The organism is Ruminococcus albus 7 = DSM 20455 (assembly GCF_000179635.2).
GTDB classification, from domain to species: Bacteria; Bacillota; Clostridia; order Oscillospirales; family Ruminococcaceae; genus Hominimerdicola; species Hominimerdicola alba.
Map to the genome: position 1 here is coordinate 214047 of NC_014824.1, position 24255 is coordinate 238301.

Genomic DNA, 24255 nt, shown 5'->3' on the forward strand with positions numbered 1-24255 from the left:
TCTTAGTATTAGAATGTCACACCTGAAAAAGCGATCAGGTTATTGATGTACTTGACAAAACTCCTCAAATTTGGAGGAAAATCGTTGCAGCCGTAATGTTCAAGTACGCTGCCGTTATCAAGAGTGACCTTTACTGACCATTGTGTTCCGTCATCAATATCACCATTGATATATTCCTTATTCCAATCATCTATACGGTACTTTAAGAATACATCGCTGATGAATTCATTCCATTCGCCTATCCTTATCTCTTTTGTTATGTCATCAACCTTGCCCTCACGAAGTAGAGAAGGACTAACCGTCAGTACGGCATGATCGTTCTCTTTTTTGATAGTCACTTCAACGTAACCGCCAAGGAAACTGCCACATGAGCAGTGAAACGAAATAGCGGATAGAATGTGATTATTATCGGACATAAGTCCGGCATTATACTTTTCTTCCATTCGTTATCACCACGCATAAATTCTATAAATACTCACTTTATATGATATCACAAATAGCCAATTTTGTCAACAATTTTTGACACGATTTCTAGCATAATAAACAATCGATTTAATTCCATTTTTCACAAGAATTCACGATCAACTCAAAGCTAACCACTCTGATTTATTTTCAATCTGCAAAAGTAGATTGATAATTGAAAAAACATCTGATAATGACATAGAGTGTGTCACGCGTGACACAACAAAGATACAATCTAAAATAATGGATATGCTTAAAGCTTATCTTTCATACTGTTAGAAAAATAAAGCTTGAAATATACCTGAATATATGCTATAATAAGTACAGTAAAATAATTTCTTTAAGAATAGTATGGCGCGAATGATAGATTCACATGATAATGCTGGTTGATTCGCACTATATTTCGGGCGACTCGGCGTCCGTAAATCGATGAAGTATTCGTAAGACCATAGCAATGTGGCTGTAACAACGCTCGATAAGGTTTAAACAATACATATTAAATCCGTGTATTCGATTTATTTGTATGTTTTTTGCAGATGAAATCTGCACAGTACAAGTAGATTGCGAGAGTTAAGTAACAGAATTATATTCCAGTTTATTACAATTGCGAACCTAAAAAAATTATAACAGCATGGAGTGTGTCACGCATGACACAACAAAGCATCTAAAATTTATCTTTTATACTATTAGTTTTTTTGAATTATAGCTGCATATATGTTATAATAAGTACATAGAATCATTTTCTCTGAATAGTGCGAAAGATAAGCTCACATTAAAACGCTGGGAAATTCGCACTTTATTTCGGGCGGCTCGGCGTCCGTAAATCGATTGAAGTATTCGTCAGTCTACAAATCTGTAGCCGAAATAACTCTCGATAGGGTTTAAACAATACACATTCAATCCGTGTATTCAGTTATATTTGTATATTTTTGCGGATGCAATCTGCGCAGTACAAATAGGCTGCGAGCTTATGTGAACTTGAAAGAACTGCAATTCGGCTTGGATGCAATCTGCACAGGCAAATGAATTGCTAGAAATGAATCCGATCAGATACAACCTCTAGAACTGAATAATTCTTCTAAACAACAAAGGTCCCACCGTTTAAACTTCGGTAGGACCTCTTTTTTCTTATATTTGTATTTGACGCATAACTTTGACCATTGCCATTGGATCAGTTTGCATCACGCGGCCTACTGTACCAGCAGACAACTACATCACTGCCGTATACCGCATCTAGGAGTGTGGGATCAAATCCGGATTCTTCGCAGTAAGTCGGATATTCCTCGATGTCTATCATCTTTGAACGCAGTTGACCACCGTCCGGCGCATACAGTTTATAATGGGCAAAAAGGTTTTCACGATCAACCTCCAGATACACACAGCTCTGACCGAATACGCCTGCATAGCTGTGATCGTCCGGCAGTGCAAGATTGCCGGTCAGCGCGATGCCGTTCTCATTCACAAAGATGCGCAAATACGCTTCACCGTGTGCTTTGTCGGTGCGACAGATGCCGCCGGGATACTGATACGAAACCGGTTCATATTCCTCCGTATCCAGATTCTGAGGAAGAAGCCAGACAGTCTTCGGACCGTAGACCTTCGCTAAAAAAACATCTAGTTTTTCAATGATCTGCTCCGTTGTCAGCCTGTCCGGATTCTGATACAAATATGCAAACTGTTCTGATTCAAACAACGTCCGCAATGACAGACTGATCAGTGGGCCGGGGGGACAAATCCTCTTGGTGAAAAAGAGCGTAGTGCAGCCGGTGCCGGTCAGTGCGGCTTCGCGAAATGTGTCTTCATTTGTTTCTGCGGATTCCAGAAGCCCCGACAGTGCGGTGCGCGGCAGTGTACCCCATTGCGCTTCGGCAAAGATATTTGGTTGGAGAATCGCTTTTTCTATATCCTGCTTCGCGACGGAGATGTGGATGAGGGGCTCACCGACACAGGCGGCAAGCTGCTTAGGATAGAGCATGTTGCTGAAGAGCAGGAGACTATTGTCGGTCTCCAAGATGCGGATATAATTCCCGGTTTCTTTTTCGGTATGCTCCCAAGCAGATGACATTTCTAGCACTATTCTTTTCGCAAGTGCTGTGGCATCCGGCTTTTCGGTCATGCTAAGGATATTCCCGGAATAGAGCTCGATGCGTTCGACCTCAGGCACCTGCGCTTTTTTAAAATACAGCACAGCGCATCCTGCTTCAATGTTCTCTGTCATCAAGGTGATATCCAGATTCAAACAGGTTCCGAGAGCAGCAAGTCCGTCCTCTGCAAAGACATCGTCACCTTCGCAGATCTCTTTGAGTTGCGCCGCGTTCACACAATCCGGGAACTGTGCGGCAAACTGCCGATAATCGCTGTGTGTTCTGCCGCCGTAGGGCTCGCCGATCGCTATGCGGCAGGACTTCTTCCGGTTCGCTACTTGAAGCGATAGTTCCGCAAAATCGCTGTCAACAAGCTCTGCTGTGATAACCGGTTCCTGAAAAGCACCGACTGCAATTGCTGCGCAGCGTTTAAGCGCGGTATGATTCTCTTTCTCCGGAGAGACTGCAAACCACTGTCCGCTTGCTGAAAAACGAAGACGTAGAGCAGTATATGCGTCGGATGCCTCTGCTTCCACAAAACCCTGCGCGGTCATGTATCTGCGAAGAATATCAGCTAGCTTCTCCGAAGAAAGCTGCTGCGGATTTTGAACAAAGATGCAGGATGCAGAAAGTCCCATGAGTGAATACTCCTTTTAGTAGTTTATTTGTCGAATTATAGTATGCCTTAACAGAAAAAAACTCAGAGAGCTGTTTCAAATAGCAAATAACATATCTACATTAGTAGATATTAGGGCTCTCTAAGTTATCTTCATTTATTTTATCATAACAATGATCAAAAGTCAATAGACCATTATCCCCTTTTCAATCAGTAAGACTTCCCTTTCAAACTGTAAGATTCCATTGATTTTGCATACGACTGAGTGATCGCAGTTATTATCGGAAGCTTATATTATGAAACGAAAACATATAATAGAAAACTCACACAAAAACAATAACAGTGGCTGTATACAAATGCTATACTGATGCAGTTTTTAGCTATATATCCGGTTTTGCGATTTCTTCTTTTGCTTTATCAACTATATCATCCGGAAAACCTATAGCGCTTAAAAGTTTTATAGCATTGCTTGAATCGTTGATACCGTTGTGTAATGTGTAATCAAACATGATGTCATCCGAGTCAATGACTTCCGAGAAATAGTAATTGGCAAAGATCTTATCAAATGCTTTTGCAAGTTCCAGATCATGGGTCGCCACCAAGAGCATACATCGTTTATCTGTAAAATAATTCAGTATCGCTTTTGAAGCTGCTATTCGTTCCCTGGTGTTAGTACCTTTAAGTATCTCGTCTATTGCAAGAAACAGCAGTCTGTCTTCTTGACAGAGCTCAATCATTCTCTTCAGATACTTTATTTCACGGATATAATAGCTTTCGCCTGATAAAATATCATCTCTCACAGCCATTGATGTGATCACACCGCATTTGGGTACAGAAGCGCTTTCGGAAGTGCAGGTATGTATGGTCTGACCAAGAATAAGGTTTATTGCTGTGGATTTGATAAATGTGGATTTACCGGAAGCATTAGAGCCTGTGATTATTATATTGCGATCATATTCAATATCATTCGGTATCGCATTTGATATAGCAGGATGAACTAATCCGACGAACGAAAAACTGTCATTATCTGCTGTTTTAGGAATACAGTATGTCGCCGCACTTTTTCTGTACGAAGCTATTGATACACTACAGTCTATCTCACCGATAAACTTGTATATACGCATACATTCCGACTTTTTTTCAATAAGTTCAGATATGATCTTATCGTACATGATAAAGTCGATCATGAGTGGACCGAGTAAATATGACATCATCATACTGACCTCATCTTTATTATCGGTAGCATTCTTCTGTTCGAGAAAAGTCGATCTTTTTGCGGTGTTTTTCAATGTGTTCAGATCTTCTGATATCTCATTGCTGAATTCCGGAACAAGCTCAGCCAGCGAAAATGATGTATTCAGCATTTTCCCTAAATTGAATACAGACTTTACTTTTATGTCCATTTTTTCCTTTTTTATCGTGTGGATGATCATATTTATAAGATAAACAGCTATGCACATTCCGATAAAAACTGGTTTTCTTATTATAATGGCAGCTGCTATCGATATCATAAGCAGATATGACAGCGCATAATAAAACTTACTATTTTTCAGTTTGTGCTTGGATATGTTTTCTATCAGTATCGGCATATCGTAGTTCACATACGATTTGCCTAGAAAATATAGCTTTTCCCTGACTTCGAATCTTTTGTCTTCGTTAGTACCAAAGAAAGATATTTTTTCTTCAAGCTGCTTCAGGTTGCTTTCTGTTTTTGAAAGATCATGCAGCTTTGAGTACAGACATTGCTCCCCGATATAACTGTCCGTGTGGTTAACAAGGGCAAAAATATTATCCATGCTAAGATCTTCCCAAGTGATATCATCAACAATCTCATGTTCAGCTATACTTTTCTTGTCCATCAGATAAAGAGTTTCAATGTTGCCAAGTCTGTAGAACTGCTCCTCAGTATCATCACGAGGCACGCCAAAGGAAGATCTTATGTAGTCAAGGATACGTTTTTGCCGTTTTTTATCTTGAACGATAGTTATCACAATAACAGTAACTATCATCAGCGATATCAATATCAAATATTCCATTTTGTTATCTCCAAATTTTGTATTATTTCTATTTCATTATAATTATAGCATATATATTCTATTACTTGGTTATCCCTTTAACACACCACAAATAAAAGAAATAATAACATGAATAGCAAGAGGCGTATCTTTAGTGGTGAGGCGTTGCCCCTACGAAAAGATTTAGTCTCTTTTTTTACCTAAGTATTATTATATCATGCAAATTATAAAAATGCAATACCAACGTCCTGAAAGCACTCGAAAATACAAGCAGTCTCTCTTCTATTAAAGCGATCAAAGACTGTCTTTTATCTTTTCAATCAGTAAGACTTCCCTTTCAATCTGTAAGATTCTATTGATTTTCGCTTCAGAATACTGTATTATGTAAATACGGAAAGTACTTTTCCGACCTGCCGTGCAGGGTTATGGATAAACTCCATAATGGCTCGCCTACCAGGTGTAGAAAGAGATTCTGATTACGTCTTGCTTCGTGCAAGGCGTTTTCTGTTTTATACGGTTTTTACCATTCCTAATTTTCTAGTATAATTAAAATGCAGATTTGATTGATAATTGGGAGATCAGATCAAGTTTAAATTACAGGAGGATAGAGCAATGACCAAAGCTTTTACGTATTTCTAAATAACTCTCCATGATTTCAAGTTCCAAACACAAAAATAATCATGAAAAAACTCAAGGAGGATAAAATGGACGCACAATACATTTTCGAATGCACATGGAAAATGGAAGAGTCAGCTGTTACAGATGGAAGACTTTATAGCGCAGTAATAAACACTACACTATCCGATATATCTCAGATAAAACCTTTTAAAAATTGGGATGATGCAGCAGAAGCAATCGATAAGTACATCAGACTTAAATTATCCAATACCGGATCTCACCTTTCAGGATATATCGAAATAGAATTCGATAACACTGAAATCTATCCAGATGAGATCATAGATGATTTCTTTGAAAAAGTGGCTCCTTTTTGTAAAGGACATCTGTGTTTCGATAACGGTCTTATTTCCCTTCACCGTCGCTGCACTTTTGTGAACGGGAAAACAATTTACACAGACATATACCCACAGGAAAACATTTACGTAGTATTCAGCAAGACTACAGAACAGTTTGTCGGAACTGTAAGTGAATCCTTTGTAGAAACGGTAGATAAAACCAAATATAAAATTGAATCGTTAAAACTTGAATTTAACTCGGAGGACTAATAAATGAAGAAGATTATTATTACAAAAAGCGGAATGGCAATCAACACAGACTACATCGTAGAGATGCATATACGTGATCATCACCCAACTGATACAATTGAGCATAATGGTGATAAAAGCTGGAGAGCACATTACTCTATCGAGGCGACACTTAGCACGTGTTCAACTCAGCCTCTCTTTTCTAAGGTCACAACAGCTGAAGAAATACAGACAACATACGATGATATTATCAAATTTCTCGTAAACAACGAAGAAACAAGCACATCAGTGCTTGACCTTAGAGATAAAGAATAACGTTAATTAGCTTTACTTGTTCAGCCACCGGTATTTTTTATGCCGGTGGCTTTTTTGTGTCACGCGTGACACAGCACTCATAGGGAACGACCCATTAGAGATTACCCCTGAGTGTTACAATGTGAGCACTCAGGGGCATTGTGTTTATTCGTAAAAAAATAATTCGGGAGTTTTTTCCTGAGACTTCTTCATCTGCTTACGGATAACTACTGCCAGAAATACTGTCAGCATAAACATAAATATGCTAATCACAAAAATAAAGACCGCTGCATCTTTATACTCATCAACTCTGTCGTTGATATAGTAACTATCAGGATCATCTTTATCATAGTGAATGATCACCTTGTCTCCTTTTTTATCTTCTCTATTGCTTGCGTAGATAGTTCCTTTGTTAAAATATTGGTCCGTCTTTACTTCAATATATTCCTGTATACTTTTTCCACCGGTATAATGTGCTTCATTTACTATTACACCAGTTGTTGTACAGGTGCAATTATTCTTCAGCTTTTTATAGATCCCGAGCTGCCATAATCCTGCCAAAAAGATCAGAACTGAAAGTATAAAAGTCATTATCACACATATTTTTTTCGCTTTGAAATTTGATTTTTTCAATTTGATTACCCCTCCTTGATAAATTCCGGGTTTATGTAAGTAACTATTATAGCACCACATCACTTTATTGTCAATATAAACGCCATAGTACTTCTGACTTTGCTTCTCTTATTGGCAAAAGAATAATTATGGTAACGGTAATTATATTATAACACAAATCAAAAAGCTTAGCTCCCATGTTTTCGAGGTTGCTAAGCTCTTTTTCTTTCTGATGTATAATTATTTTTCTTTCTGTCGATATGCGATTGACTTTTTTGGGGCGGTGATGTATAATTACCAATAAGAGCAGGCACTTGGTATGTTTGAAAATATTAAAACTATATGGAGAGCAGAGACAATGAATGTATTATTCAAGGAAATTCGGCAAGGAAATATCGAAAATATAAGAGAACGAATTGAAAAAAATCCTGCCGTTGTAAATGAGGTATTCACTGGAAAAAAACCATTGAAAGATATAGGACAATCACCATTGCAGGTTGCTTTGAAATGCGCTGAATTTGATATTATAGACTTGTTGCTCAATAATGGTGCTGATCCGGATTTCATAGAAAACCCCTCACAAGTTCCACCGGGTAGTATGTGTTGTCCTGTAATATCAGATGCAATTAAATATGCAATGGATACCTTGCTGTATACTGGTACAAAACACATTGAACAATCCTTACGATATGTAGGGATCATTGAACGATTGCTTGTGTTAGGAGCAGATCCGAACAAAAAAAGAATTGATAAGAATCCAATCAACAACTGGCAGCCACTTGGAGTACTGGCTGCAGGAGGAAATTATATTTTGAAGCGGACAAGGAGCGATGATCCGGAGGCATATTGCATAGCAAATAAAAACATCATTACTATCCTTGATTTGTTGATAAAGTATGGAGCAGATGTTGAGGATTGGCTTGATAACGGCGTATGGGGAGACGAATCCAATCGAAAAGCTTATCTCGATGATTTTGAAATTAAAGACGAAGTTGATTTTAATCGAGAGATTCGCACCATTTTTCAAGAATATTTTAACAGACAAACTAATACTTGATATACAGCAAGGAGAAATCGCTCTCCTTGCTGATTTTTTATTCAAGCTGATTTTTTCCTTTTGGCAGACTGTTCGTTCTGTAAGTTTATACCAAAATAATGACCGTTTCGTTAAGCATAACCACTGAAATATTTCAGTATTGATAATGATATGCAGTGCTTCGCGGCAAAAAACCCTCCATATATCTACTGACGTCTTCGGGCTTTTGGCGGTACTTTCTGAAAAGTATACAGTTTGTTCAAGGCAGTTCTCCCTCCTGCATAATTTCAACTGCGAATTTTTATATAATATGCGAACAGAATGTATATCAGCGGTTGCTTTTTCAAGGAAGATGTGGTATAATTTGTGGGTAAGATTAACTTTGATAATGTAATTCGAGGTAGCTCTATGAACGATAAAGAATTATTCACTCGCATATCCGAAGTGGAAAACAGATTGAACATAACAATTCCTAAAGTCTATAAGGATTTTTTACTTAAACACGATGGTATGGAGTTTGATGATGGAATACTATACGGTATTGAAGAAATAGAGGACAGATATCTAACTTTTGAATTTAATAAATATGCTCCTGAATTGATTCCTATTGGCAATGACAATGGAGACTATGAGCTTGTAATGAAATCAGGAAACCAGATTAAAAGGTTTGGTATTGTCGAGCAAGGCTCGGTAGGTTCGCTTGAACCGGAACATTTTCATAATTTTACCCAGTGGTATAATAGCGGTCACTCTTTTGAGTTTGAAACTGGAACAAGCAATATCGACGGGTCAAAAAGAGTGAAGGTTGTATTAAAAAAGTGTCCGACCGATAAATCAAGAACGATAATGAAGATCAGAAAAGCATTGCGTCTTGAATTGCCAATTACCGAATTACTTCGTGCTGCTAATAATGCTCCGGTTGTTCTTACCGAGTCACTTACCTTTGCAGTGGCAAAAAAGCTTATTGCAGAAAACTCACTTGATGAATGGCTGGATATAAAATCATGAAAGATGGCCATAAACTTCTAAACAAATATTTCTGAATAATCTCATAAGCTGTGGAGCATATAAGCTTCGCAGCTTTTTTGTTTTTCCCCATAAAATCTTGACGAATGAAAAAGTCTTATGGCGCACTCAACTTCTTGCTCAATGCGAATAGACTTTTTATCCCTAAGTGCGCTATAATTTTAGTATGAGTTCGGGCATTCGGCTCCGCAATAAAATATAGAATGGTGGTGATAATATGGTAAGCATTTCTTTTTCGTACTGCTGTATGTGTGTGGCACTTTGGTTGATATTGATAATGGTGTTCTTCTTAATCTGCATGAAGACAATAAGCTGACGACTATGCAAAAAGCGATTAAAAATAACCCCATTATATGTGTCACGCGTGACACAAACTTTAAAATCAGCTCCGCGTTCGATATAATGTTATTACCCACGAGTCAGCTTTTATCTCGACAAAATGTTAAAATTATCAGCGTATTAATGGCAGTTGCTATCTTTTCTTTTTGTCGGTTCCCATAAAAAAAGAAAAGGCAAGCCCTCAAAATTTGCAGGGTCTTGCCTTTTGATAATAATTTCTGCCGATTGCCGACTCATCTTTGTTGATTTAAAGATCTTTCAGCCGTGAAGGTCTTCACGCTAGAGAAGAACGCGATTATTATTGTTATGAAGCATATAACAAAACCGAACTTTACGTTCACCTTCAGATATTCCTTTATTTCACTCAGGTCTGTTTTGCTATTTGTTATGTAGCGCTTGTAAAAATCGGTATTGAATATTATCAGACTTGCAAGCGCGATGACCGCACAGGTTGCTGATGCAAGCGGTAATATTTTTATTTTCTTTATAAACAGCAACATCATCCCCAAAATGCAGCAGAGCAGCGTTACTAACAACCACGGGTTCGCATCTTCTTTGTTGCCGTAGTCTTTGTAACTGGGAAGTATAAAATTCTTTCTAAGTTCTTCTACATTTTCGTTTTTCTTGACGTTTTTATCGCTTATAGTTGTCGGGCAAATGATATTGTAGCCTGAGTATATGACCTCGGTATTGTATTTATCGCCACTGCCGGTTATCGTTGAGGTATCGCATGAAACCGACATGAACGGAAAAAAGAAGCATACGATAGCAAGCAAAAAAGCGATTTTTGCTATAAACCTTGAGTGTATCCTGTTGCCTTTATACGCTGCGTCAGATATGTCTTCCGTAACTGGAACTGCTTGTACAGTCGAGTAAGATTCTGACTGATAGCTATCAGCCCCGTGTCTGCCAAAGAATTTTTCATCTAATAAAGCTTTATCTTCCGTGAAAAAGCTGTCATCATCGTCATCTGTTACCGCACCGCACTGTATACAGAATGTCGAACCGTCAGGGTTTTTGCTTCCGCATATTGGACATATCATGATATTGCCTCCTCAATATATTTTTTCTGATTATATCATACTTTTTAATACAAATAAAAATACATCAATTAATCTTAAAGCTGTTCAGTATTATTTAGCCGTTTTGATTCCTTTCTGTATCTCATTGGCACGTTCTTCACTTATACCGCATTTTTCTGCATAGCTGAGCCATTTACCTACAACAACTTCAGTCTCGGATAATACCTTACGGCAGAACCCTTGTGACAGCCCCATAGACTTTCCACTTGCTACAAGATCTTCTGCTGTTATTCCCGAGGTTTTTCCGTTTACTGACATCTGATGTTTTGATATCCATTTGTTATCGGGATTATAAGCGAATGTTAGATCGTATGCCGGAGAAAGCGCCCATTTGCCTTTACGATCCATCAAAAATGAGAAGTTCTTGACGTGGTCATCACAGTTTCCACCAAACACTGCAAACACTATACGTCTGAGGATCTGCTCTATCCCGCTTTTGCCAATACCAAGTCTCTTTGCAAGATCGGCATATAATTCATAACTGCAAATATTCGGTGTGTTATAATCAAAATGTCCCAACGCTGCAAGAGTCTGCATATGTATTTTGTCACCATTTGCACGATCAAAACGTTTTGTCATGAAATGATGTAATCCGTCCTTTTTATATATACGACACTCGTTCATGTCGATCCCCAGATCTTTTGCCATAAGATAATAAGCGTATTCGATAAGTGAATATTGTTTTTTATCGGCTAAATTGTGGTCGCCGTTGCCAGATACTCCATCAAACTTGATAAGCCAGTAGTCAAAACCTTTCCCCGTTTCTATCTGTCCTGATCTGACTTCGCCGGTATCTTCATTCCACGCAATTATAGCTTTTGCTCTTGCACCGCCTGCCGAAGAACCTATCTCCATCAGCTGCATTATGCTTGCATCCTTGTCTGACAAAACAGCACTCTCTTTACCTGACAGTATCTCAGATGCAAGTTGAGTCATCTCTGTTACATCGACGTTGCTGTTTAGAATTTCGGGACCTGCTGCAGGGACATACTCAAGTGCGCCCATTCCGCGTTTTCCGGTGTAACACAGTCTCTCTATTGCTGTAAACGATTCGGGAGAACGACCCTGACCTGCAAGCCATTTGTTTATAACCGCATTACCAAATTTATCAGGCAAGGAGTCGGCAAATAATCCCGGGATTCCATGAAATGCCTCTATACGACTGAGTTCGGGGAAGGAGTATATTCGATCAGATAAAGGCATTCTGAACGGAGACAGTTCTATCCCACTGTTAAGGAACTTTCTATCGTATTCAAAACTCGCAGCAACATCATTTTCGCCTTGATGAATGTATCCTATACGAGTTCCCCAGAGAAATACTTCTGCGGTAGTTATCATTCTTCATCGCCCCATTTCCAGTTATTATCGGTCTTTTTTCGTTTGCTTGCACGCTGTTTCGGAGCTTTGTTTTCTGCATAGTGTGAAGGTCGCTCCAGCGGATCCGGTATCAGTATATCTAGTTTTTCTTCAAGATCAAGTGCTTTAAAAAGTTTGATCAGTTTTAGAAGTCCTATATCATTACCGCTCTCAAAACGAGCTATTGTTCCAACTGAAACCATTGATTTTTCTGAAAGCTCTGATCTTGTCATTGGATAATCGATCCTGTACTGCTTGAATCTTTCTGATAATTCCTTAAATATAGCTTTGTCTTGTAATTCTCTGTTTATCTTCATTAAGAACGCTCCTCGTAGTCTGTATTACTGGTATATATTATATCACATCTCAAATTAAAATGCAATATATTGATTGTTAAAAATCACATTTACGCATAAAGTATAATATATTGTATTTTAAATAGTTTGAATAATCAAAATTAGTATTCTCAGTTATGATAAACGTTCTCTTCAGCAGAAAATAGATGAATGGAAATTGCTTTGATACTTTCACGACTATTTTAGCTTGAAATCCATTTATCAGTGAGTGTCACGCGTGACACAAGACAAATACCGAACCCGTAATCGTTAATATAGTGCACTGACATCCTCCCTCGGTTTTAACCGTGGGAGGATGTCAGAGTTCATTTATCAAGCAACCAATCAAGAACATACTTCTGTCTGATCCCATTATATGATACAGGCGGATCGTTATCCATAGTCAGAAGTATCTTTGTATTATGGTCATTAATGTTTTGCAGCGGTGTGAGTTCTCTTTCAAGAGTCTTTTCATCACGAACAGTCCATGATACCTGATAATACTCGGTGTTTCCATCATAGTCAACAGCCACGAAATCAACTTCCGTATTGCCGTTTTTTCCTATATATACTTCATAACCTCTGCGAATAAGCTCCAGGTATACCACGTTTTCCAGAATATGCCCGTTATCTGCATTATTGGTACCGAGAAGATAATATCTTAGTCCAACATCAGCAGCATAGTATTTATCCAGCAGTTTCAGGTATTCCTTCCCCTTGATGTCATATCTTCCGACACGGTACATAAGGAGACTATCGGTAAGACCTTCAAGATAGTTTTCTACAGTATGATTGGATATTTTTCTTCCCGCACTTGTCATTGAATCGGCTATCTTCTTTGAAGAACATGGGCTTCCGATATTATCGAACAGGTATTTTATAACGCTTTTCAGCATCAGCGGATCCTGTATTTTCTTTCTGGTGACAATATCGTTCAGAACAATGGTATTATATAAACCGTCAAGATATGTTCTTATGTTCCTCCTGTCATGGAGTTCGGTTGTATAAGGAAAGGAACTGTTGTACACGTAATTCCTGTAAAGTTCCTCTTTGCTTATTCCCTCAAACACACTTGCGTACTCCTTAAATGACAGAGGGAGCATTTTAAGTTCAACATACCTGCCTGATAACAGCGTTGCAAGCTCACCCGACATAAAATAGGCATTTGAACCTGTTATATAGACGTCTGTGTTCTTTTTTACGAACAGGCTGTCTACAGCTCTTTGATAATCAGCAACACACTGAATCTCATCCAGAAAGATATAATTCGTTTTATCAGGAAGCATACGGGATGTTATATAGCTGTACATTTTATGCCAGTCGTGGAGTTCTTCATTTTCGGCTTCTTCAAAATTGATAGATATTATCTGGTCATCACTAACGCCTTGTTTTCCGAGCTGTTCTCGGAAAAGCTCAAACAGCGTGGATTTTCCACATCTTCTGATGCCGGTAATAACTTTTATTATTTGTTTATCCTTCCAATCGTTCAGAAATCTGAGATATTCAGGACGATCTATCATAGTAATCAACTCCTTCTGCCATGTATTATATGGATTTCTGGAATTATTATACCATGTCCGTTTTAAAAAGTCAATAGTTGGAAATGTATTTCCAACTATACTAGAAAATGCGAACAATTGGAAATCTATTTATCCTCTTTAAGCAAGAAGAGGGGCTGCAACAGCCCCTTTGGTATTTAGGGTAAGTTGATTGACTATTAGTTCTCAGTGTGATATAATAAATTAATCTTTCATTTAGAATTATGGTTATCCCCTTAACACACCACAAGTAAGATCACTGCACCAAAGCAGCCAAGAGCCTTAAATACGCACTGTTTCCCAGCTTACGACGGTTGAATTTGTAACAGTATTCGGCAGCATATAACGCTGTGTGGATCTTTTCGTTTCTAATGATTATGGAATGCCACATATAAAGTTTAAAGACTGGATTAAGCAAAAAGCTACATATAGTAAACCTGATTCTTCTGGCAGTAATGGGCATATCTTTTAGGAGGAATAATAATGGATATTAATGAGTTTGCTTATAGTTGGAGATTTACAGAAGATGATAGAGCTCTTTTTTCAGAATCTGCTGTCTCAAATAGCAATTTCTATGATGACTTTAAAAAATGGCAGCGTGAAAGCTGGAGAGAGATTTTTGGAAACTAAAAATGAAATATCATAAAAATAAACAGCAAATAATAAATTATGCCTTTTCGAGTGTAAATTATCAAGCCATCATTAATATGGCAAAAACACTTGACGTCAATGCAAATCTTAACATTTTTGCAAATAAGATCTTGTGCAACAACGATACCATTAAATGGTGCATGGAGTATTATTTGGAAATTAAACATGAGGGTGAATGGGCGAGCGTTTCTGTACAGAAAAAAGTTTCCGATGCTTCATTACTTAATACTTTAAAAGCCATTCATCAAATGGAACCTGAAGAAATGGATATAGAAATTATCTGTGAAAAAGGTCTATACTATTGCTGTTTTAAAATTGAGATTATTTATTATGAAAATGTTGCAATCGTATTATGCGACAACACTATACCCAAAAAGGAGATTAATCGTCTTTGCTCGGAATGCTTTGATTAGTGCATCTCACGAAAAAATGTGAGAGGATAATATATAATTTGACGGCACATACTTTGTTAAAGCGGATGATATTTTCATAGGTTTTGAGATTATAGACAATAACAGCTATCCTCTTGTTGATGAACAGATATCCCGTGAGAATCTGCATAATGCTGGCTTTGAATACAAAACAAAAACAGTTATTAGATCAAATTCAGAAAATAATAAATAGTTTAGTTCGGTACTCTGCTAATGAATAATTCTATTATAATAGGAAATCACTTCTCCGAGCCGTGGATAAGAACCGCTAAGGACTTTATTTGGCATACAAACAAACTAACAAAGGAGAATGCCGAATGAACACTCAGATAAATAATAATCAAGTAGGAGGGATACGACTATGCTTACATGCAAATATAACGGCAAAGAGATGTATTACAGTGACTTTATTGAAGATGCTGTCAGTGAAAAAGAAATAGCCGACAAAAAACTGCTTTTGAGAAAGCTGAGCGATAATCATGAACTTCATTGTAAAGGGTGCGGAGATGAAGTAAGACTTGTAGATACCGAAAAAAAAAGAAAACATTTCCGACATTTGAAAAATTCAGAATGTACCTATAATAAGTTTGCAAAAGAACATAAATTCTCCGAAGATATCAAACAAAAATTCTATGATGAAATAAATAAAACTATCCCCGGACAGTCAGTTATTATGGATAAGCGTCTTGAAGACGGAACATGGGTCGATATAGCATTTGTTTTTGATAACAAAACTATCATCGCTTTGAATTTTATAAAAAGATCTTTCAATGAGACTAAAATGAATGATCAGCATGAGAAATTCAAAGAAATGGGTATTGTTGACCTATGGGTGATCGTCGGGGAGCCTTCTATACGTAATGATTATGATGAAATGTTCACAAAAGATGCATTACTGCTGAGGGACGATTGGCAAAACATGGATCTATATGTTTCCGAAATCGATAGTGAACTGACAGTAAAATTCAAAACTACCACCCAGCTTAGAACATATAAAAGATTTCATTCTGAATCCATGCCGATATCCGCTTTTTCAGTAAATGAGTCAGGAAAAATTCCTTATATAGAAAAAATAATTGAGCAAAAAAATTCAGAGATTGAAAAAGATAACGGGCTCTATAATGAAGAAAAAAGAAGAAAACAGGAAGAACAAGAGCGTAAAATGCTTGCTGAAGCAGAACAGAAGAGAAAGCTATTGGAAAAACAAAAAGAACTTCAGCAAGAATTAGCTAAAAGAAAAGAAGTAGAGCAGCATAGAAAAGTTGATAAAAATATCGAGATTCATCAGCGTACAGGATTGTTTTTAGGTTCTGAAAACGAGTGGATCCCCCTGGAAAAAATAACGATGCCCAAAACATCAATACAACTTATGCCTTTTTCAAAAGATAAGTTTGAAGAAAAACTAACTAAGGCATTCAACGGATACGCTGCACCGATCAAGGAGCTTATGCTCAAGCTTCACCAGGGTTCAAAAGAGGAAAAGGTTATCTTTCTGGAGTTGATGAGGACTTACAGAGAGCTCCCGAAAGATGATGAAAGACTCAGGATACTTGTCCACATATTCAATCAAAGCGGTCTGTCAGAATACATCAAAAAACAATTCACAGATACATACGGTCCTAAACTAAGAAATGTACTTCTTCGCAATAATGTAGATATCGACGAAGAACAATTTCAAAGGTTTATGATAAATAACAAAAACTGGATAAAGAAAGATTATATAGAAGGTAGAGATGATCACATCCTGGTCGCAAAATATAAAAAGAGCTAAAAAGTTTTCATTTTGGGTTTTTTAAATCTCCGGATTTTATGATATAATATATATAGTAATAAAAGTCTGATTCGATATTATTTATAAAAACAGGGGGAATTTTTATGGCAATAGATACTAAAGAAATTGTAACGACCATCGCATACTTGATTGGGGTAAAAAAATCAGCTCTTGAATTAAGCTTCCGGGAGGAATGTTCCGAAAAACTTGATTTCCTTTATAACAACAAAGAAGCGAATATAATAAGATACTTAAGCAAACTCAGATCAACTCTGTTTCAGAATTTTAAGAGAACAGACGACGCGATGGTGTATGGCTTAAAAAACCTGACGTCTCTTGAATGGTATGATAACAGCGAGATCGAGCAATTAAATAAATGGGGAATACAAATAGTAAAAGCAAATTACCGCTCTGAAAAATACATTCTGGATTTCACTAAACTTATCAATGATAATATAGATAATTGTAAAGGTCTTTTCTATGATTGGATAAACTGGGACTATATCAAAAAATTATTTGTAGTACCAAGATATAATAAGCCGAACGTAATGCGGGATGAATTTACGAAATATATGGCTAATATTGAATATTATCCTTTCCAGAAATATATCTACTGGGAACCTCAGGATTGCGGCGGGATCCTTTACTCGGATAAAAAGTTTCTGAATTTCATATATGAAATGAATGGAGACGTATTTACCGACCCGACAAAATACAGGGACGCTGATGATGATACCAGAAATAACATTTATAATTTCATTGATGATTCTGAAAAGACCACTATTGCAGTAGATTGTGAAAATTCCGATCCTTTTAAGCTATACAGCGTATTAAAAGGACTTGAACCTGATGAATTGGAAAAAATAGAAAAAATAACTCTTTATGACGATCCGCATACAACAACGGGCTGGGACTGGCTTTCTAAATTTATCAAGATCCCTGTCGAGCATATAGAAATAGATAGAATAACAGACAGAAAGAGTCTTGTAGATATAAGAATGACTGCCTGTATAGTAAAGGATTTCTACAACAACAATATAACCTCTTTTATTTTAGTATCAAGCGATTCGGATTTCTACGGTCTTATTGAAAGTCTTCCCGAAGCGAATTTTCTTGTAATGTATGAGTATGACAAGTGTGGCTTTGCTATAAAAGATGCTCTTACTCAGCACGGGATCTATTATTGTGCGATAGACGATTTTTGTTCTGCAGCAACGGAAGATTTAAAGCGTTCTGTTTTGTTTTCTGAATTGGAAACCCACTTCCCTACCCTGCTGGACGAAGAACCAATGGAACTAACGAAGAAGATCTATGAAGAAACAAGAATTACTGCTACGAAAAAAGAAATGGAAAACTTCTGTACAAGATACGTGAAGACATTAAAGCTGAAGATCGTTGATGGAAAATTCGAAATTGAAATACAAAAATAATTATTAAGCAGATTTATTTTATTGTTGATAATAGTCAAATATATTCAAGAGAATATTTGGGAGTTGTCTTAGAAAAAGAGACGACTCCCCTTTTGTTTTTCCAAATAAAACGTTTGACAAAATTTTTCTGTATGGTATAATATAAAAAAGCAAAAAAAAAATTTTTTATATAGTTTATTTCATCGAAAAAACACTTTTTAACTATACAGAATTTTTTATATCCTTCAAAATATTATATAATATATATAGAAACAAAAATTTTCTGAATGATTTAAAAGAAAAAAAATCATCCATTCAGAAAATAATCCCAAATTACAACTATATAAAAAATACGGAGGTAACAACTATGAAAACTAATAAGATAATATGCGCGATAGCATGTGCGATGATTATAATGATGACCGCCTGCGGAAATACTGAAGTTAAGGATGCTGATAATATCAGCGATTCTTCGACAGAAATTACTGCTGTAGAAAAGGAAGATGAGAATGAAGTAGTAACAGATACTATGGATTCTTCTGCCTGTGAGGATGATTCTTCCCGTATAGATGATAATAGTTCTTCAAGGCCTGATGACAGCTCCAAGACAGACAGTAGTTCCAAGAATGAAAGCAGTTCTAAGAAGGACAAGAGCTCCTCTAAGGCTGCAAACAAGAAGTCTGATTCCTCTTCCAAGTCAAGCTCTAAGAGCTCAAATAAGTCTTCCGGGAATTCTAATTCCTCCGGCGGAAACGGTAATGCTAATACTTCTCAGAAGAATAATTCAGGAGGAAATAACAGTAATTCAGGAAGCACTAATAATAACGGAAATACAGGCAATTCCAATAATACTCAGCCTGTACAGAACGATACTCAGCCAGTTGTAAATTATAATCCTGAACCTGCTACCACTCCCCCGCCCCAGACTGTTTCAGATCCTACACCTCAGCCTGAACCTGTTCAGCTTACTGAAGACGGATATGACCCCAGAGAATATGCAAGACTAAGAGGCGGAGCTCTGGTTCATACAAATAAGCCTTATGATGGCTTTGCAAATGATATCCATTATTATCTCAGTTGGGTAAATGATCTTAGTGATGTAGAACTTGCTTACTTCAACTTTGATATGGGATGCATGACAGATAGAGATTGGCAGATAATTTGTGATGACTGCTGGAACTATATACATGAACGATATAAGGATTATCCAAATATCAAAATTGAAAACACAGATGAATTTTATGTGGTGTTTGATGAAAATGGAAACTGTTTAGATTGGAAGGGCGGATTTGGATATGGAGTAGGAGGACGTAGTTTCTATCATAATGATAAAGGCGAAGTTTGCGTAGATGAAAATAATATTCCTTGGTATTATGAGGATTTTTTAGATTTACGAAATCAATTTTACGAGGAAATAAAAGATGTAATAGACTCTTTTCACTTTACCAAAGACGATACTTTTACGCTTCGTATTCATTTAAATTATTATTATAACGGACTCGGTGATTATAACGTATTTGTTTGTCAGGTTTAATAAACATTTTAAACAGAGGAAGATTTCTCCTCTGTTTTTTTATTATAAAAAATTATTTTTAAAAAAACCCCTTTTTTTATTTTTAGTAATTTTCGTATATAATAAAGTCAGATGTTTTCAAGAGGGAAAACATAATCTTTAAATTACATAAAAAAAAGAAAGGATGTATTTTTTTATGCAGAAAAACAGAAAGAAGCTCATCGCAAGAATGTCCGCAGCTACAATGGCTACACTCATGGCGTTCAATTCAATGGTGCCGATAATCAGCTCGGCAGCTGAAGGTACAGTGTGGTTTAAGAATGGCAATGTTACTCTTGAACAGGCTGATGGTATTTATTACAATTACACATCTAAGTTGCCTTTTACCGCATATGACTCCCCCAGCGAACATGCAACATACGGCGGGGCTGTTAAGTTCCGTAATTCAAACGGTACTACAACAGAAGCCATAGGACTTACCGAGGGCGGCGGAATGCATCAGATGGTAATGTATGAGATGAAGGGTAACGGAGCAAATTCCAATCTCGGTATCTGTCTCAGACCTACAGCACACTCCTTTGCTGCCGGATTTTTTGATTCAGACGGAAAGATCGTCGAATACACATCTACTAATGGCTATACAGGATATTGGGACAAGGTTAAAGGAACACAGACCGGAAGGGCGATAGCCACAGCAATGTACTATGGCTACGGAGGAAGAGTTCAGGGTAAGAGTAAGAGTGTTGCAGACTGCTATATTGCAACTCAGTTTATCGTTTGGGAACTTGTATGCGGATACAGAGATCCTAAAACCATGGAACTTGTTACCAAGGATGCTAACGGCAATAACATTTCGACAAGTTCAAGCCTCCTTGATTACTACAAGCCTACAGCCGGCGGCGCTGTTATAAGCAAGAACAACAGCTGCTCGGGGATCGTTGATGAATATAATAAAATCGTCAAATCCATGAAAAATTGGGCAGATACACTTTATAATAGGCCAGCAAGTCTCTACAGCACATCAGATAAGGTTGTTCTTGCGTATGATTTTGCTGATAACAAGTATACCGGAAGCGTAGATATAAAGGGAGCAAAGGGAAACTGGGCAAATGCAACCGGCACAGCTCTCAAGTCTCAGTGGGGAGCTGATAATATATCTACAAACGGAACAGTATATACCATAAGTTCTGAAAAAAGACCGACAGCTACCAAAACTGTTATTTCGCCTATAAGGACTGATGAGTATGATGCTGCAGACACTTGGACAATCTATAATCACAGTTTTGATCCAAGAAAAGCAAGAAACAGCTCCGATGAAGACTGCCAGGATCTTGCATTCAATGCAATGAGAATTGACCCTGCCGAGGGAGAAATCAATTATCAGGTAGCAAGCTACGGCGATATCGAGCTGACTAAGCTGTGGGAAATTAACGGAAATGTTATCGATGATGAAAAGGCAGCCGAATATATGACTTCCATTTCCTTCAACCTGTCCACAGTAGGCGAAGATGGTAAGACATACTATGTTAAGGCAAGCTGGGATAGCCTTTCTTCAAGCGACTATACCTTTACAGGAACGACTACAAATGCAAGTGAAGCAACAAACTTCAGATTCAACTCCGGTGCTGAAGCAGATACAGTAATGAAGATCAAAAACATTCCTGCCGATGAAGATGGTATGGATTATGTTGTGACTGAAACTGTAAGAGAAAATTCAAAGGCATATAATGATGGTTATGCTGCAGAGGATCCTAAGAACGTTCATGTCAGCGGATACAGCCTGACAGATAAGCCCGATGTTGCAACAGTAACATTTGCAAATAATAAGGAAAGCATTTACGGTCAGGTTTCTCTTCTGAAACTCGATTCTGAAAACGGTGAAAGACTTTCCGGTGCAACTTTTGAACTGTGGAATGATACTAACGAAAATGGTCAGCTTGATGAAGCTGATGTTAAGGTTGGAACGCTCAATGATAACAACAACGGCGAGTATGTTTCCGACAAGATCGAAGGCGGTAAATATCTCGTAAAAGAAACAAAGGCTCCTTACGGTTATGTTGTATACAGAGCACCTATCGCTTTTGAAATCACCGAGGACGGTCAGAACCTGACTATCGGTAATACTATAGACGAAAACGGCAACGTTGTATTCAAGGAAAGACCTGCCAAGGGCAACATCGAGCTCAACAAGGTCGATTCTGATACAAATGAACCTATCTCCGGTGCGGAATTCACTGTATGGAAAGATGAAAACAAGAACGGTACTCTTGATGACGGCGATACAGAAGTGGGAACTCTTTATGAAACAACAGAAGAAGTGATCGAAGAGGATACTCCTGACGGAGAAGCCGGAGAGGTAGTTACACGTGGTACCGGAAATTACCACATAGAAGACCTCAGACTTGGACAGTATATCGTAAAGGAAACAGCGGCACCTGAGAATTACATCATTGATCCTAATGAATATGTAGCTGTTGTTGAAGCTGATGGACAGACTGTTTATATCAATAACAGAGAGAATAAAGAAGGATTCTTTGAGGTAGAAAAGAAGGGTAAGATAACTCTTACAAAGTACGATTCCAGATATCCTGACCATGTTCTTTCAGGAGCAGTATTTGATGTATGGAAGGATACTAACTCTAACGGATTTGTAGATGAAGTCGATGAATATCTTGGCAATCTTGTCGAAACTGCAGACGGTATCTACGAAATGTCAAATCTGAGACTGGGCGATTATATCGTACATGAAGCAGCGGCTCCCGAGGGCTTCAATGTTGATGATGGTTACTACCCTGCAGCTATTAGAGATGACGGCGATATCGCAGTTGTAACAAACAGAGATGCAGACGGTGATTTCGCTTCCGGCTTCTACAATGACATCAAGCGTGGTGATATAGAGATAACAAAGACAGATATCGTATCATCTGAAGCACTGCCCAACACAGGCTTCAGGATCTACGACAAGGACAAGAACGTTATCTTTGAAGATTACACCGATGAAAACGGAAAGATCACCTTCAAGGAACTTGAATACGGTGAGTACTACTACCAGGAGTATGATGCTCCCGAGGGCTACATCATCGATGAATCTCTCTACAGATTTGAGATACGTGAGGATGGTGTCGTAGTAAGAGCTGATATGACAAACAGACCTAAGCCTGCACTTGTTACCATAACTAAAACTGATATTTCTGAATCCACTACCCTGCCTAACACAGGAATAAGGATCTGCAGAGCTGACGGCACTGTTGTATCCGAACAGCGTACAGGTTCAGATGGTTCTGTGACCTTCGAGATTAATATCGAAGAGCTCGGCTATGGCAAGTACTACTTCGAAGAGTTTGATGCTCCCGAGGGTTATCTTATCAATGACGAAAAGCACTGGTTCGAGATCACTGCAGGCGGTCAGGTCATTCACGATAAGCTGAGGGATGAAAAGGTTCCTAAGACAAGCGTTGATGTAAACACTGCTCTTCCTTTGACAGCCGGCGCAGGTGCTGTGGCAGGACTTATAGTTCTGACATACGTTGCAATAGGCAAGAAGAAAGATATCTAATTTAACAGCGCCTTTATTATCATACATCCTTTGAGGAAAGACAGCTAAGTGTAAAAGCTTAGCTGCCTTTTCGTATCTTAAATAGTCTTCCGTCTTAGAGTTCTGTGTCACGCGTGACACAAAATAAATTCTATTTTTATTTTTCATTTTACTTAACTGAATTTTCTACTATAATACAAAAGGCAAGTATTTTAATATCTATTAGCAAAACTTCCCTGCCGCTTCTACACAGTGGAACATCCTTAAAGAAAAGTCAGCTAAGTGTAAATCTTATCCGTATATTTCCGCCTTTGTCCTTATAAGGATAAGAAGCCTTTTTAATTTGTGTCACGTGTGACACAGCAAAAGCACCTGGATTTAATTGTAACCTATAATGGTATTGCAGGTAGATAAAGCATTTAAGACTCCCCTGCTTTGAATTTTAATAGTGCCAATTGAAGGTCAAAGGCTTTAATTCACTGGATTTCACATAGAGTATGTCACGGGTGTCACACTTGATACACAGGGACTGAGAACATTTCTCGGGTGGATTTTATCCGTTAATTGAGTGGATTTCATCCGTTAATTCAAAATCGAAACTAACAGAGATTCTGCGTTTCAGATTAGTTTGTGTCACGCGTGACACAGTAAAAGTGCATAGATTTCATTTGCCCCAATAATGGTTATGCAGGTAAATAAAGAATTTAAGACTCCCCTGCTTTGGATTTTAATGGTACCAATTGAAGATCAAAGGCTTTAATTCACTGGATTTCACATAGAGTATGTCACGGTTGTCACACTTGATACACAGGGACTGAGAACATTTCTCGGGTGGATTTTATCCGTTAATTGAGTGGATTTCATCCGTTAATTCAAAATCGAAACTAACAGAGATTCTGCGTTTCAGATTAGTTTGTGTCACGCGTGACACAGTAAAAGTGCATAGAT

18 protein-coding genes and 1 pseudogene are annotated in these 24255 nt (G+C 37.7%); 10 read left to right on the forward strand and 9 right to left on the reverse strand.

Features of this window, described 5'->3' with window-relative positions:
• Nucleotides 1-8: 8 nt before the first annotated feature.
• The 3 genes from RUMAL_RS17700 to RUMAL_RS17710 form a co-directional block, all read right to left on the reverse strand.
• Nucleotides 9-443: a hypothetical protein gene (locus RUMAL_RS17700; protein WP_013483468.1), complete on the reverse strand. Its 435-nt coding sequence runs from the start codon at nucleotides 441-443 to the stop codon at nucleotides 9-11.
• A 1190-nt stretch (nucleotides 444-1633) separates the two neighbouring features.
• The gene (locus tag RUMAL_RS17705; RefSeq protein WP_013483469.1) at nucleotides 1634-3184 is read right to left on the reverse strand and encodes a hypothetical protein; all 1551 of its coding nucleotides are present in this window, start codon (nucleotides 3182-3184) and stop codon (nucleotides 1634-1636) included.
• Nucleotides 3185-3542: 358 nt separating this feature from the next.
• Nucleotides 3543-5198: a MutS-related protein gene (locus RUMAL_RS17710; RefSeq protein WP_013483470.1), complete on the reverse strand. Its 1656-nt coding sequence runs from the start codon at nucleotides 5196-5198 to the stop codon at nucleotides 3543-3545.
• Between the two features lie 683 nt (nucleotides 5199-5881).
• Between RUMAL_RS17710 and RUMAL_RS17715 the strand changes: the two genes are divergently transcribed.
• Both RUMAL_RS17715 and RUMAL_RS17720 read left to right on the forward strand, forming a co-directional pair.
• Complete coding sequence (locus RUMAL_RS17715; RefSeq protein ID WP_013483471.1) at nucleotides 5882-6400, forward strand: hypothetical protein; 519 nt, start codon at nucleotides 5882-5884, stop codon at nucleotides 6398-6400.
• Between the two features lie 3 nt (nucleotides 6401-6403).
• Nucleotides 6404-6694 (forward strand): hypothetical protein, encoded by a 291-nt coding sequence (locus RUMAL_RS17720; RefSeq protein WP_013483472.1) that lies wholly within the window; start codon nucleotides 6404-6406, stop codon nucleotides 6692-6694.
• A 144-nt stretch (nucleotides 6695-6838) separates the two neighbouring features.
• On the opposite strand, the gene RUMAL_RS17725 is transcribed toward RUMAL_RS17720, so the two are convergent.
• The gene (locus RUMAL_RS17725; protein WP_013483473.1) at nucleotides 6839-7306 is read right to left on the reverse strand and encodes a DUF3592 domain-containing protein; all 468 of its coding nucleotides are present in this window, start codon (nucleotides 7304-7306) and stop codon (nucleotides 6839-6841) included.
• Between the two features lie 298 nt (nucleotides 7307-7604).
• Here RUMAL_RS17725 and RUMAL_RS17730 point away from each other — a divergent pair, with 298 nt between their 5' ends.
• Both RUMAL_RS17730 and RUMAL_RS17735 read left to right on the forward strand, forming a co-directional pair.
• Nucleotides 7605-8342, forward strand: coding sequence for an ankyrin repeat domain-containing protein (locus tag RUMAL_RS17730; protein WP_013483474.1), 738 nt, complete (start codon nucleotides 7605-7607; stop codon nucleotides 8340-8342).
• 387 nt (nucleotides 8343-8729) lie between these two features.
• On the forward strand, nucleotides 8730-9329 hold the full coding sequence (locus tag RUMAL_RS17735; protein WP_013483475.1) for an SMI1/KNR4 family protein: 600 nt from the start codon (nucleotides 8730-8732) through the stop codon (nucleotides 9327-9329).
• Between the two features lie 590 nt (nucleotides 9330-9919).
• Here the strand turns inward: RUMAL_RS17735 and RUMAL_RS17740 are convergent.
• The 5 genes and pseudogenes from RUMAL_RS17740 to RUMAL_RS22990 form a co-directional block, all read right to left on the reverse strand.
• Nucleotides 9920-10729, reverse strand: coding sequence for a zinc ribbon domain-containing protein (locus tag RUMAL_RS17740; RefSeq protein WP_013483476.1), 810 nt, complete (start codon nucleotides 10727-10729; stop codon nucleotides 9920-9922).
• A 90-nt stretch (nucleotides 10730-10819) separates the two neighbouring features.
• Nucleotides 10820-12106, reverse strand: a complete 1287-nt coding sequence (locus RUMAL_RS17745; protein ID WP_013483477.1) for a type II toxin-antitoxin system HipA family toxin — start codon at nucleotides 12104-12106, stop codon at nucleotides 10820-10822.
• A complete protein-coding gene (locus RUMAL_RS17750) occupies nucleotides 12103-12441 on the reverse strand; it encodes a helix-turn-helix domain-containing protein (protein ID WP_013483478.1) in 339 nt (112 codons plus the stop codon). The genes RUMAL_RS17745 and RUMAL_RS17750 overlap by 4 nt, the downstream gene beginning before the upstream one ends.
• A 344-nt stretch (nucleotides 12442-12785) precedes the next feature.
• Entirely contained in the window at nucleotides 12786-13979 is a 1194-nt protein-coding gene (locus RUMAL_RS17755) for an ATP-binding protein (RefSeq protein WP_013483479.1), read from the reverse strand.
• A gap of 274 nt (nucleotides 13980-14253) precedes the next feature.
• Nucleotides 14254-14364, reverse strand: a pseudogene (locus RUMAL_RS22990) (IS1595 family transposase); the annotation flags it as partial.
• A gap of 116 nt (nucleotides 14365-14480) precedes the next feature.
• Between RUMAL_RS22990 and RUMAL_RS21965 the strand changes: the two are divergent.
• The 6 genes from RUMAL_RS21965 (at nucleotide 14481) to RUMAL_RS17780 (ending at nucleotide 23328) form a co-directional block, all read left to right on the forward strand.
• Nucleotides 14481-14627, forward strand: a complete 147-nt coding sequence (locus RUMAL_RS21965) for a hypothetical protein (protein ID WP_013483480.1) — start codon at nucleotides 14481-14483, stop codon at nucleotides 14625-14627.
• Between the two features lie 2 nt (nucleotides 14628-14629).
• Nucleotides 14630-15061, forward strand: coding sequence for a hypothetical protein (locus RUMAL_RS17760; protein WP_013483481.1), 432 nt, complete (start codon nucleotides 14630-14632; stop codon nucleotides 15059-15061).
• A gap of 379 nt (nucleotides 15062-15440) precedes the next feature.
• Nucleotides 15441-16850, forward strand: a complete 1410-nt coding sequence (locus RUMAL_RS17765) for a competence protein CoiA (protein ID WP_013483482.1) — start codon at nucleotides 15441-15443, stop codon at nucleotides 16848-16850.
• Between the two features lie 104 nt (nucleotides 16851-16954).
• The gene (locus tag RUMAL_RS17770; RefSeq protein WP_013483483.1) at nucleotides 16955-18280 is read left to right on the forward strand and encodes an NYN domain-containing protein; all 1326 of its coding nucleotides are present in this window, start codon (nucleotides 16955-16957) and stop codon (nucleotides 18278-18280) included.
• A 346-nt stretch (nucleotides 18281-18626) separates the two neighbouring features.
• Nucleotides 18627-19793 carry a hypothetical protein gene (locus tag RUMAL_RS17775; RefSeq protein WP_013483484.1) on the forward strand — a complete coding sequence of 389 codons (1167 nt, stop codon included), beginning with the start codon at nucleotides 18627-18629 and terminating at the stop codon, nucleotides 19791-19793.
• A 175-nt stretch (nucleotides 19794-19968) separates the two neighbouring features.
• Nucleotides 19969-23328, forward strand: a complete 3360-nt coding sequence (locus RUMAL_RS17780; protein ID WP_013483485.1) for an MSCRAMM family protein — start codon at nucleotides 19969-19971, stop codon at nucleotides 23326-23328.
• Nucleotides 23329-24255 lie beyond the last annotated feature (927 nt).